General features: G+C 65.9%; 10 protein-coding genes and 1 pseudogene. 4 read left to right on the forward strand and 7 right to left on the reverse strand.

Going from position 1 to position 11,890, the window contains the following annotated elements; translation table 11 throughout:
* Positions 1-122 precede the first annotated feature (122 nt).
* Positions 123-722 (reverse strand): DeoR/GlpR family DNA-binding transcription regulator, encoded by a 600-nt coding sequence (locus MUU56_RS31115; RefSeq protein ID WP_245082617.1) that lies wholly within the window; start codon positions 720-722, stop codon positions 123-125.
* A 21-nt stretch (positions 723-743) separates the two neighbouring features.
* Positions 744-911 (reverse strand): annotated as a pseudogene (locus MUU56_RS32980) (DeoR family transcriptional regulator); the annotation flags it as partial.
* 162 nt (positions 912-1,073) lie between these two features.
* Between MUU56_RS32980 and MUU56_RS31120 the strand changes: the two are divergent.
* The 4 genes from MUU56_RS31120 (at position 1,074) to MUU56_RS31135 (ending at position 5,720) form a co-directional block, all read left to right on the forward strand.
* A complete protein-coding gene (locus MUU56_RS31120; protein WP_245082620.1) occupies positions 1,074-1,883 on the forward strand; it encodes an inositol monophosphatase family protein in 810 nt (269 codons plus the stop codon).
* 26 nt (positions 1,884-1,909) lie between these two features.
* A complete protein-coding gene (locus MUU56_RS31125) occupies positions 1,910-2,977 on the forward strand; it encodes an ABC transporter ATP-binding protein (protein WP_245082623.1) in 1,068 nt (355 codons plus the stop codon).
* Complete coding sequence (locus tag MUU56_RS31130; protein WP_245082626.1) at positions 2,974-4,617, forward strand: ABC transporter permease; 1,644 nt, start codon at positions 2,974-2,976, stop codon at positions 4,615-4,617. Before MUU56_RS31125 ends, MUU56_RS31130 begins: the two co-directional genes overlap by 4 nt.
* Before the next feature lie 101 nt (positions 4,618-4,718).
* Positions 4,719-5,720: an ABC transporter substrate-binding protein gene (locus MUU56_RS31135; protein WP_245082630.1), complete on the forward strand. Its 1,002-nt coding sequence runs from the start codon at positions 4,719-4,721 to the stop codon at positions 5,718-5,720.
* A gap of 127 nt (positions 5,721-5,847) precedes the next feature.
* Here MUU56_RS31135 and MUU56_RS31140 read toward each other — a convergent pair whose 3' ends face one another.
* From MUU56_RS31140 to MUU56_RS31160, 5 genes are all read right to left on the reverse strand, one after another.
* Positions 5,848-6,855 (reverse strand): GlxA family transcriptional regulator, encoded by a 1,008-nt coding sequence (locus MUU56_RS31140; RefSeq protein ID WP_245082633.1) that lies wholly within the window; start codon positions 6,853-6,855, stop codon positions 5,848-5,850.
* Between the two features lie 27 nt (positions 6,856-6,882).
* Complete coding sequence (locus tag MUU56_RS31145; protein WP_245082636.1) at positions 6,883-8,229, reverse strand: NAD(P)/FAD-dependent oxidoreductase; 1,347 nt, start codon at positions 8,227-8,229, stop codon at positions 6,883-6,885.
* Positions 8,226-9,725, reverse strand: coding sequence for an aldehyde dehydrogenase (locus tag MUU56_RS31150; protein WP_245082639.1), 1,500 nt, complete (start codon positions 9,723-9,725; stop codon positions 8,226-8,228). Before MUU56_RS31150 ends, MUU56_RS31145 begins: the two co-directional genes overlap by 4 nt.
* A gap of 2 nt (positions 9,726-9,727) precedes the next feature.
* Positions 9,728-10,633, reverse strand: a complete 906-nt coding sequence (locus MUU56_RS31155) for a dihydrodipicolinate synthase family protein (protein WP_245082642.1) — start codon at positions 10,631-10,633, stop codon at positions 9,728-9,730.
* Between the two features lie 198 nt (positions 10,634-10,831).
* A complete protein-coding gene (locus MUU56_RS31160) occupies positions 10,832-11,857 on the reverse strand; it encodes a GlxA family transcriptional regulator (RefSeq protein WP_245082647.1) in 1,026 nt (341 codons plus the stop codon).
* Positions 11,858-11,890 lie beyond the last annotated feature (33 nt).

Raw genomic sequence — 11,890 nt, forward strand, 5'->3', positions numbered from 1 at the left:
CACCGTCTTCCTAACGCCAGACGAAACGCGAATCCATCGCTTCGACCAAAACGGGAACGCCAGCCGATGAAACGGCTGCGCGGCTTGCTCGCTCAGAGGCCGAGGGCGTGGCGCTGCCGTGATCAGCCCTCGGCAACGACGAGTTCGGCGACGGTGCTCTCGAGCGCGGCGAAGCCGGGACGTTCGCGCGCCTTGGAATCGACGACCACGTAGTCGATCTCGCCCGTCGGGCAGACGCATTTCCGGCTGGTCACGCCGATTTTCGCATGATCGGCAAGGATGGTGATCTTGGCCGCCTGGCGCGCCATCGCCTCCGCGATCTCGGCTCCGTGAAGCTGATAGTAGGTCGCGCCGGAGGCGGCGTCGATGCCGAGCGGCGAGAGCAGGGCCATGTCCGCATGATAGCTGTAGATATCGGCAACCGTGGCGCCGCCCCAGGTTTCCAGCGGATCGCGCTTGACCGGTCCGCGCAGGAGCTGCACGCGGATGCCGTTCTCCTGGCTGTTCGGCACCTGTGCAAGTCGCGTGGCCGCCTCAAGGGAGTTGGTGACGACCGTGAGATCCGTGAGGCCGGTCGGGCCCGCCAGGACCTCCGCCATGATCGTCGTCGTCGAGCCGGCGTCCAGGAAGATGGTCTGGTGGCTTTTCAATAGCCGGAGCGCGGCGACGCAGAGCGCGCGCTTTTCATGCAGCCGCTGCGTGATGCGGACGCTGAATTCCATATCCTCGGTATCGACCGGAACCGCGCCGCCGCGGATGCGGCGCAATATTCCAGATTGTTCCATATCGATCAGGTCACGCCGTACAGTTTGACGCGAAACGCCAAAACTCTCCACGATTCGATCGATCGAAACCTGGCCGAACGATGTCAGCATAGCCCGGATCTTCTGGTGTCGTTCCTCTTGCCACATGGTTTTTTCCCGTTGCTGTGCAGACCTGTCGTTTTGTCCATTATCCTCCTTCGCTCATCGCACGCAAATTACAGATTGACGCATTTGCTACATTATGCAACATTCCCCGCTAGAAGAGCGAATGAACGTTCGCGGTTTGGAAAATCGGGAGAAGGAGCCAGGATGTCGACGGGCGGGAATACATTGAACGATGCGGTGCTCGATCGCTTGGCAGCCTTTGCCGGGGTTCTCGCCGACGAAAGCCGGCGGATGCTTCTCGACGTGATGGGGCAGCAGCGCGCCATCGAGATGAAGCCAGACCGCAGCTTCGTGACCGATATGGACCTGGCGATCGAGCGGCGGCTGCGCGAGCTGATCACCGAGGCCTATCCCGACCATGGCGTAATCGGCGAGGAGCAGGGCGGCGCATCGGTCGATTCCGAGTTCGTCTGGGTGCTCGATCCGATCGACGGCACGGCGCCGTTCATCGCCGGCATGCCGGTCTTCGGCACGCTGATCGCGCTGATGCACAATGGCCGTCCCGTCATCGGCATCATCGACCAACCGTCGGGCGGCAATCGCTGGGTCGGCGTCGAAGGGCGGCAGACGCTTTTGAACGGCGCGCCGTGCAGGACGCGCGGCTGCCCCGACCTCGGCAGCGCGATGCTCTCCGTCTGCAACCCGGATTTCTTCCATCTTTCCGAGCACCCGGCGCTCAACGCGCTGCGCGAGGCGACGGCCTGGCGCATCTATGGCGGCGCGTGCCTCAGCTTCGGCCTGCTCGCCTCCGGCCGGACCGACGTGCACATCGACACCCAGTTCAAGATCCACGACCTTGCGCCCTATACGCCGATCATCGCGGGTGCGGGCGGTGTCGTCACCGATTGGGACGGAAAGCCGATCACGCTTGAAAGTGGCCCTCGTATCCTGGCCGCCGGCGATCCGGCCCGCCACCGCGATGCGCTGGCGCTCGTTCAGGCCGCGATGGGCTGACGGACGGAAAAGGGGAGGAGGACGAGATGGGAATCAAGATTGAGAACCTCGGCGTGACCTACGGAAATCACCGGGTCATCGAGGGGCTGTCGCTGGCGATCGAGCCCGGCTCGTTCTTCACGCTGCTCGGCCCGTCCGGCTGCGGCAAGACCACGCTCCTGCGCACCATAGCCGGCTTCATCGACGCTTCCACCGGGAGGATACTGTTCGGCGGGTCGGATGTGACGCGGCTTCCCGCCCATCGTCGCAACATCGGCATGGTCTTCCAGGATTACGCGCTGTTTCCCGACAAGACCGTCAACGACAACGTCGCCTATGGCCTGCGCGCCCGCGGCGAGGAGGGCGCCACGATGCGGCGCAAGATCGGCGAGGCGCTGGAGCGGGTCGGCCTCGGCCATCTTGGCGAGCGCCATCCGGCCGCCCTTTCCGGCGGCCAGCGCCAGCGCGTGGCGCTTGCCCGGGCGCTGGTCATCCAGCCGCAGGTGCTGCTGATGGACGAGCCGCTGTCGAACCTCGATGCCAAGCTGCGCCTGCAGGTGCGCGGCACGATCACCGAACTGCAGCGCGAGGCCGGCATCACCACCGTCTTCGTCACCCACGACCAGGAGGAGGCGCTCGCCATGTCCGACCGGATCGGCGTGATGAAGAGCGGGAAGCTGGAGCAGGTCGGCACGCCGTCGCAGATCTACCGCGAATCCGTCAGTGCCTATGTTGCCGATTTCGTCGGCGCGGCGAACACGATCGAGATCGACGCGCCGGCCGGAACCGCGGGTCAAGGCACCGCCAGCATCCGCCTTGCCGGTCATGCCATGGCGGCGCGCGTTCCCGCACCGCTCACCGGGCCGAAGGCGATGTTCGTCGCGCGGCCGGAGGATATTTCGCTCGCCCCGCGCGGCGAGGGCGGCGGCAACCGCGTGGCGGGCACCGTCACCGGCCGGCAATATCTCGGCGGCAAGACCAGCTATGTGGTCGAGATCGGCGAGGGCATCACTCTTGCCGTCGAGACCCACGGCGACGGCCACGACCGCCACGTGCCGGGCGCGGCCGTCGACCTCGGCTTCGATCCGCAAAAGACCCTGGTGCTGGCATCATGAGCGGCGCGTCCGGAACCCGCGCGGTCTGGTGGTGGCTGTCGCTTGCCATGCTCGTCGTCATGGCCGTCTTCCTGCTCTATCCGCTGCTCAACATCCTGACCGGCAGCTTCGGCAGCGGCGGGCGCAACGGCTGGGCGCAGCTCCTTGCCGACACGACCTATCTGGAGGCGATCGGCAATACGCTCATCCTCGCCACCGCGGTGACGCTGCTGTCGGTCCTCATCGGCGTGCCGCTCGCCTATCTCGCCTCGCGCTACAGCTTTCCGGGCAAATCGGCGCTTGCCCTGCTGCCGCTGATCACGCTGGTCATCCCGGAGGTCATCACGGCGCAGACCTGGCTGATGCTGCTCGGCAACAACGGGGTAATCACCCGCGCGCTGCGCGCCTATGACATCGCGCTGCCGAGCTTCTACGGCTGGAACGGGCTGATCGTCTCGCTGACCTTCACCTACTACGCCTATGTCTATATCAGCACGCTCGCCGCCGTGCGCGGCTTCGACGTGCAGCTCGAGGAGGCCGCGCAAAGCCTCGGCACCTCGCCGGTCAAGTCGCGCCTCAAGGTTCTGGTGCCGGTCATCCTGCCCTCGGTCATGGCCGGCGCGCTCCTGGTCTTCACCATGGTCATGGGCAATTTCGGCACGTCGTCGATCCTCGGCGGGCCGGTCAAGCTGCTCTCGGTCATGACTTACCAGGCGGCCGTCGCCGAAGGCGGCAGCGACCCGGTCATGCAGAGCACGCTGGCGAGCGTCGCCGTCGGCCTCATCGTCATCGTGCTGTTCTGCCAGCGCTGGATCCTGTCACGCGGCCGCTATCAGGTGGTACAGGGCCGCAGCGCCCGGCCGGTTCCGCTCGCCGGCGGGCAGGCCCTGCTGCTCGGCGGGGCGGCGGGGGCGGTGGTCGTCATCTCGCTGATGCCGCTCGTCATGCTGGTCGCCGGCGCCTTCACCCGGGCCCGCGGCCCGGTCATGGCCTGGGGCGAATGGACCTTCGCCAATTTCGAGCGCCTGCTTCTCACCAATCCCGCGCCGATCCTCAACACGCTTCTCTATGCCGGCACGGCAACGGTCATCGGCATGATGGCAAGCACCATCATCAGCTACATGATCGTCAAGAAGCGCAACACCTTCACGCCGCTGCTCGACTATCTCGGCACCTTGCCGCTGGCCCTTTCGGGCACCGCGATCGGCATCGGCCTTGCCATGTCCTTCAACGGCGGCTGGCTGCCGCTGACGGGGACCGGCGCGATCATCGTGCTCGCCTATGTCATCCGCCGCCTGCCGTTCGCCATGCGCAACGCCTCCTCGACGCTCTACAACATCCCCGATTCCATCGAGGAGGCGTCGATCAGCCTCGGCGTGCCGCCGGTGCCGAGCTTCTTCAAGGTGGTGCTGCCGCTGATGCTGCCGGCCATCGCCTCGGCCATGGTGCTGACCTGGGCCGTCACGGTCTCCGAACTCTCGACGTCGATCATCGTCTATTCCGGCGGCCGCGAGACCATGCCGATCCAGATCTACAAGCTGATCGACAGCAACCTGATGGCCTCGGCCTCGGCGATGGGCGTGCTGCTTCTGGCGGTGATCCTGATCCCGATCGTCATCGCGACGAAGGTGTTCAAGGTGGAGCTGTTCTCGTCCGGCTGAGCCGCGGCCCCGCGCCCGCATACCCGAATTCATGCGCCCGTGGATGACTGCCCCGCGGCCGGAACCAAACCTAAAGGCAGCCAGAAAGAGGATGGAACGACATGACCTTCACGATTTCCCGACGCGGCGTGCTTGCCGGCCTTGCAGCGGCGATGCTGCCGAAAATCGCCTTCTCCCAGTCGGCCTCCGGCACGGTCGTCGTCTATACGCCCAATCCGGCGCAGGTGGTGGACGCCGTCACCGAGGGCCTGCGCCAGATCGAGCCGGGCATCTCGCTCAGCACCATCACCGGCGGCAGCGGGCAGCTTCTGCGGCGTATCGAGGCCGAGGCGGCCAGCCCGCAGGCCGACGTGTTCTGGAGCTCGAGCGAGAACACGCTCGGTGCCTTCCGCCAGCTGTTCGAGCCCTACCGCTCGAAGGAACTGTCGGCGATCCCCGAGACGCTGCACCAGAAGGAGGACCTGTGGAGCGCGACGATCACCCATGTCGTGGTCGCCATGGTCAACGGCAATCTCCTCGGCGATATCCCGGCGCCGAAGCGCTGGGAGGATTTCCTCGATCCGAAGTGGAAGGGCAAGGTGGCGATCGCCGATCCGAACAACAGCTCGACCGCCTACACGATCCTCTGGGGCATCGAGCAGCTGATGGGCAAGGAATTCCTGGAGAAACTCGCCGGCAACGTGCTGGTCAACAGCTCCGCCTCGTCGATCCTGCGTGGCGTGGCACAGGGCGAGTTCGTCGCCGGGCTTACCTTCGAGGCGAACGCCTATGCCTATGTCGCCGGCGGCCAGGCCGAGATCGCGCTGGTCTATCCGGAGGAAGGCACCTTCACCTCGCCGGAATTCATGGCCCTCATCAAGGGCGCGCCGAATGCCGATCTCGGCCGCCGCACCATGGACGCCCTGCTTTCCAAGGACATGCAGATCGCGCTGCTCGAAAACACCTTCCGCCGCCCGAGCCGCAACGACATCGTGGTGAGCGACCATGTGGACCTGCCGGCCCTCGACAAGATCAAGATCTTCGCCACCAACGAGGCCGAAGCCGCCGCCGGGCGCAGCGATTTCCTGGCCCGCTGGCAGGGATATGTGCAGGGCGCGAAGTAAAAAGCGAACTGAATTGATCAGAATGTCCGCGTACTAGCCCTACCCGGACGGCCGGGCGAGGTCGGCCTTGGACCGCCTCGCCCGGCTTTTTTGGTGTTTTGGCCGGGGCGGGCGCAAAAGCACAGGCTCAGCCGGCCTGACCCGCCTTCCGCATGCCGTCGAGGCGCCGCGCCTCCGTCGGGCTGATGCCGAAGAGGGCGCGGAAGCGGATGGAGAAGTGCGACGGCCCGGAAAAGCCGGTGGCGAGCGCGATGTCGATCAGCGGTCGCTTCGGGTCCTCGGCCATCATGCGGCGGGCGCTCTCCAGGCGCAGGCGCAGGTAGATGGCGCTGGGCGACGTGCCGAGGCATTCGAGAAAAAGCCGTTCCAGCTGGCGCCGCGAAAGGCCGATGAGCGTCGCAAGCGCGCTGACCGGCAGAATGTCCTCCAGATGCTGCTCCATCAGGCGGAGCACCTGGTGCACGCGGCGGTCGCCGATCTCGATGCCGAGCGGTTTTCGCGCCTGGGCCTCGGTCGCTTCGCGCCGGTGGGAGATCTGCAGGATTTCCGTGGCGTTCCGTTCGGCGCTCTCGCCGACATGGCGCCGCACGAGCGCGGCGGCGAGGTCGGCCGAGGCGCTTCCCCCCGCGCATGTCGCAATCCTGCCGTCCAGATTGAAGATCTGCTCGCTCGTCGCGTTCAAATGCGGGAAGCGCTGCGTGAACGCCTTGTGGTGCAGCCAGCTGACACAGCTGGTGTGGTTCTTCAAGAGCCCGGCTTCGGCCAGGAGGAAGCTCCCCGTGCACAGGCCGACAAGGCCGACGCCGGCCTGTCCGGCCTTGCGGAGATAGGCGATCGCCGCGGCATCAAGCGGCTCCTCGACCTCGAGCAGGCCGCCGACAACGACGATATGGGTGTATTTGCGCGGATCGATCAGCTCGGTGGTAGACGCGACCTGCACCCCGCAGCTCGATGTTGCGAATCCGCGGGCATGCGAGAGCACGTCCCAGCTGCAACGGATCTTGCGCGAGCCGTCCTCGTCGTCGGCCGCCAGGCGCAAGGTATCGACGAAGAGCGCCATGGCCGACAGGGTGAAGCGCCTCGCAAGGATGAAGCCTATCCGCAAGGCCGGCGGGTTCTGGGCGGCTTTGGTCATCGTTGCGTTTCCTTCGCGGCGGCGGTGCTATTCCCGGCGCGCCTGCCATTCCCGCCATTTGAGATAGAGGTTTGCGCCGATCCCGGCGAAGGGCGGGGGGGCGAGCCTGGCCGGCTCTTCTTCGGCAAGGAAATGGGCCGAGATGTCCGAAGGCCTGCCGGCAACGAGGTCGGCCACGGCGATGCCCATCAGCGTGCTGCGGACCGTTCCAAGGCCGTTGCAGCCGCAGGCCGCATAGAGGCCCGGCTCGTGTTCGCCCATCACGGAGACGCCGTTCCACGTCAGGCACAGATGCCCGGCCCAGCTGTATTCCATCGGCACGCCGGCAAGGGCGGGGAACCGGTCGGCGAACTTCTTGCGGTGGACGCGGGCCGTGCGGGCGAGGGCGGCTTCGGACGGGACCATGCCGGGCAGGAATGTGGCGCAGGTGCGCGTGACGATGCGGTTGCCGCCCTGCGCGGTATCGATGCGGCGCGTGGTCGTGCCCATCGGGTCGGAGGGCGTGATGCCCCAGCGCGGCTGGCCGCCGAGCCTGGCCAGCGTGCTGCGGTCGAGATCCGCGGTCATCGAGGCGTAGAGGAAGATATGCATCAGCCGGCCGCGCTTGAAGCCGAAGCTTTCGAGATGGCCGTTGTTGGCAAGGATGACCCTGGCGGCGGAGACCGTGCCGCGGGGCGTCGTCAGCGCCCAGCCTTGCCCGCTTCGGGCGATGCGCGCCACCGGGGACCCCTCGAAAACGCCGACGCCGGCCTTGCGCAGGCCGGCGCCGACGGCGCGGATGTAGCCGGCCGGCTGGATCATGACGGTGCCCGGCGTATAGAGGCCGGAGCGATAGTGCCGGCTGCCGGTCACCTCCAGCATGGCCGTCTCGTCGAGCATCTCGCTCGCTTCGCCGAGGTGCCTGAGATGGGTGGCGTAGCTGGCGTTCAGCGCATGGGCCTTGCTGCTCGCCGCGCCGTTGATCTTGCCGGCCGGATCGAAGAATGCCGGGTCGATGCCGTATTCCTCGACGGCCGAGCGGGCAAAGGCGATGGCCCTGCGGTTGAGCGCGATGGTCTTCTGGTCGGAGCTCATCTCCTTGCCCGAATAGTCCTCCGAGGAGACGTCGTGCGGCAGGTCGATCATGAAGCCGGAATTGCGGCCCGAGGCGCCTTCCGCAAGCCGTCCCGCATCGAGGACGGCGATCCGGATTTTCGGATCGATCTGGCGCAGCCGCCGTGCGGCGGAGAGGCCGGCAAAGCCGCTGCCGACGATGGCGACGTCGACGGCAAGGTCACCCTCGAGCCTTTCCGGTGGCGGCCGGTCGGGAAGGATCGCGCTCCAGGCTGCCGGCCCGCGATGGACCGGCAGCCTTTCGGCCGTAAGGTTGATCAAGACACGGCCTCGTCGACGTCGTCGGTGAGGTCGATCCAGATCGTCTTGATGCGCGTGTACTGGTCATGTGCATGGATGCCGTTGTCGCGGCCGCCGAAGCCGGACGACTTGAAGCCGCCGAACGGCGTCGTGATGTCGCCTTCGCCGAAGCAGTTGACGGTCACCGTGCCGGCGCGGATGGCGCGTGCCCCGCGGATCGCCCGCTTGGCATTGGCGGTGTAGATCGAGGCGGCGAGGCCGTACTCGGTGTCGTTGGCAAGCGCGATCGCCTCGTCATAGCTCTCGACGGTCAGCACCGTCAGGATAGGCCCGAAGATCTCCTCGCGCACAGCCTTCGCCTCGCGGTCGGCGACGTCGATGATCGTCGGCTCGACGAAACCGTCCCTGGCCTTGCCGCCGAGCACAATCTTCTGGCCCTTTTCGAGATAGGAGGCGACCTTCTCGAAATGTGCCTTGGAGACGAGCGCGCCGACGCGGTTTTCCGGGGCGAGCGGATCGCCCATCGGCCATTCCCGGGCGTGCGCCACCATGCGCTTCAGCAGTTCGTCCTTGATGCCGCGCTGGACGATCAGGCGCGAGGAGGCCGAGCAGTTCTCGCCCATGTTCCAGAAGGCGCCGTTGACGAGATGGGCGGCGACACGGTCGAGGTTCTCCGCATCGTCGAGCACCACGGCCGGGTTCTTGCCGCCCATTTCGAGGGTGACTTCCTTGAGGTTGGACTCGGCCGAATAGCGGGGGAAGCGGCGGCCGGTCTCGGTGGAGCCGGTGAAGGACACCATGTCGACGTCCATGTGCCTGCCGAGCGGTTCGCCGACATCGGCGCCGCCGCCGGGCAGCACGTTGAACACGCCGGCGGGGATGCCGGCCTCCATGGCGAGCTCCGCCACCCGCAGCGCCGTCAGCGTCGTTTCCTTGGCCGGCTTGACGATGACGGAGTTGCCCGCCGCCAGCGCCGGGCCGATCTTCCAGGCGAGCATGAGGAGCGGGAAGTTCCAGGGCAGCACGAGGCCGACCACGCCGACCGGCTCGCGCACCACCATGGCGATATGGTTGTCGGAGGCGGGCGAGACCTGGTCGTAGATCTTGTCGATGAGTTCGGCATGCCAGGTCAGGCAATGGATGGTTTCCGGAACGTCGACATTCTCGCAATCATAGATCGTCTTGCCGCTGTCGAGGCTTTCCAGCACCGCAAGCTCGCGGGCATTGCGCTTCAGGAGCCTGGTGAAACGGAGGAGGATTTCCTTGCGCGCCGTCGGATGTAGGCGCGACCAGCGGCCGTCCTCGAAGGCGTCGCGCGCCTTGGCGACGGCGAAGTCGACATCCTCCGGGCCGCAGGACGCGACCCTGGCCAGCACCGCGCCCGTCGCCGGATTGGTCGTTTCGAAGGTCTTTCCCGAGATCGCCGGCCGGAAGCTGCCGTCGATGAAGGCCTGCGTCGGGAAGTCGAGGCCGGCGGCAATCGCCTTGTATTCGTCGTGTGTCAGAAGATCGCCCATGTTCATGCCTCCGCTTCGATCTGTGCAATCGTGCGCTTTACGACGCGCACCACCTGTTCCAGTTGCCGCATGTCATCCTTGTTCAGCGGTTTCAGCGGCGGGCGCGGCGGGCCGGCGGTAAAGCCGTTCATCTCGCAGCCGTATTTGATGCACTGGATGAACTTGCCGCCCTGTTCGAGCACGCGCATCAGCGGCATCAGCGCCGACATGATGCGCCGCCCCTTGGTGAAGTTTCCTTCGACGACGCAGGCCCTGTAGAGCGCGATATGTTCCGCCGGCAGGAAGTTGGAACCGCCGCAGACCCAGCTCCTCGCGCCCCAGGCGAAGAATTCCAGTGCCTGGTCGTCCATGCCGCAGGACATCTGGATATGCGGGTAGTCGCGGGCGATGAGGTGCACGCGATTGATGTCGCCGGAGCTTTCCTTGATGGCACGGAAATTCCGGCTGCGGCCGACGCGGTCGAGGAATTCCTCGCCCATGTCGATGCCCATGCGTCCGGGATAGTTGTAGAGCATGATCGGAAGATCCGCTGCGCGGTCGATGGCGAGCGCGTTCAACGCGTTTTCCCGCTCGGTCGGCACGGAGTAGGGCGGCGAGCCGACGAGGATGGCGGCCGCGCCGATCTTCGCCGCGGTCTCGGCCATCGTTATGGAATCCTCCAGTCGGATGGCGACGGTGCCCACCACGAGCGGCACGCGATCGCCGATCACCTCTTTGGCGAACCTGGCCATCTCCACGCGCTCGTCCATCGACTGGGCGTAATACTCGCCCGTCGAGCCGCCATTGATGAGGCCGTGCACGCCGGATGCGATCAGGTGCTCGATCATGCGGGCAAACGCGTCCCGGTCGATCGACCCATCGTCGCGATGCGGCGTGATCACCGGCGTGTAGATGCCGTCGAAATTCATGAAGTCCTCCTGGGATTGTCGGTTCGATAGCCGAGCCGGAAGTTTCCGTTTTCATCGGCCCCATCGAAGTAGACATACTGTAGCTCAATAGAAGACATAATGTCTACAATAAAAATACTCAGCTTGAGCGCATGCTTCCGGAACCCGCGCGGACGCGTGCGTTCCGGCGCCAAGGCTTTGGATTTTCGGGAAAACCGGTCAGCGCAGGCCGAGTTCGCGATGCGAGCGGCGCAGCTTCGCCGGCGTGATGTGGTAGGTGCGCCGGAACCAGTTCACGAGGTGGGCGCAGTCCGTGAAGCCGCATTCATAGGCGATCTGGGCAATGGAGCGATCGCTGTTCAGCACCATCCATTTCGCCGCCTTCAGCCGCATCTGGCGCCAGTACTGGCTGGGCGCGACCTGCAGATGTTTCCGGAACAGGCGGGACAGTTCGCGCTCCGACGTGCCGACGCTTGCGGCGATCTCGGCGACGGAACAGAGTTCGTACATTTTCTGGCGCATCAGGCCGATGGCGTTGGCCACGCGACGATCCTCGCATTTGAGGCCGATATCCTGCTCCTCGACCGCCGCGTCCTTCTCGAAGCCCTGATCGCCGAGAAGATAATGAAAGGCCTTGTGGGCGCGGGATTCGCCGCAGGCATTGGCGACGAGATACATGGCGAGTCTGATCGAGGCCAGGCCGCCGGGGCAGGTGATGACGCCGCCGTCGACCACGACCGGCCGGTCCGTGACGGGAATGACATCCGGAAAGGTCTGGCGCAGCACGCCCGCCAGCGCGAAATGCACCGCACACCGTTTGCCGGAGAGAAGGCCTGCCTCCGCCAGCACGAAGCTTCCCGAGCAGTTGCCGGCAACGGGAACGCCCGTTCGTGCGGCGGAAAGCACGAAGTCGTAGAGTTCCGGCGGGATCCGGTGGTCGCCATGAAGGATGCCGCCATGCACGACGATGACGTCATAGTCGCGCGGGTCGCCATAGGTCCGGCCGGGCGTCAAGGCCAGTCCGCAGCTCGCGCGCACGGGATCGAGCGTGTGCGACAACAGATGCCAGTCGCAATAGATCCGTCGGCTGTAGTCGCTTTCGTCCCCGGCCAGCCGCAGGAAATCGGTGAAGCAGCCGAGCGGCATCAGCGTGAAGTTCGGGGTGGCGACGATGCCGATCCGGAGCGGCGCCGTGATGTCCGGTGGCGGCTTGCTCGGTCCCAGAGGGGCGTAATCACGCTGCAAGACGGGTCTCCGCGCCATCGAAATTGTCCTAAA

The sequence above is a fragment of the Shinella yambaruensis genome (assembly GCF_022899355.1).
GTDB classification, from domain to species: domain Bacteria; phylum Pseudomonadota; class Alphaproteobacteria; order Rhizobiales; family Rhizobiaceae; genus Shinella; species Shinella yambaruensis.

Coding starts and splice junctions, on each gene's coding strand:
- MUU56_RS31150 (WP_245082639.1), bottom strand. CDS start 9,725: ATGGGCGATCTTCTGACACACGACGAATACAAGGCGATTGCCGCCGGC.
- MUU56_RS31125 (WP_245082623.1), top strand. CDS start 1,910: ATGGGAATCAAGATTGAGAACCTCGGCGTGACCTACGGAAATCACCGG.
- MUU56_RS31120 (WP_245082620.1), top strand. CDS start 1,074: ATGTCGACGGGCGGGAATACATTGAACGATGCGGTGCTCGATCGCTTG.
- MUU56_RS31140 (WP_245082633.1), bottom strand. CDS start 6,855: ATGACCAAAGCCGCCCAGAACCCGCCGGCCTTGCGGATAGGCTTCATC.
- MUU56_RS31135 (WP_245082630.1), top strand. CDS start 4,719: ATGACCTTCACGATTTCCCGACGCGGCGTGCTTGCCGGCCTTGCAGCG.
- MUU56_RS31130 (WP_245082626.1), top strand. CDS start 2,974: ATGAGCGGCGCGTCCGGAACCCGCGCGGTCTGGTGGTGGCTGTCGCTT.
- MUU56_RS31115 (WP_245082617.1), bottom strand. CDS start 722: ATGGAATTCAGCGTCCGCATCACGCAGCGGCTGCATGAAAAGCGCGCG.
- MUU56_RS31155 (WP_245082642.1), bottom strand. CDS start 10,633: ATGAATTTCGACGGCATCTACACGCCGGTGATCACGCCGCATCGCGAC.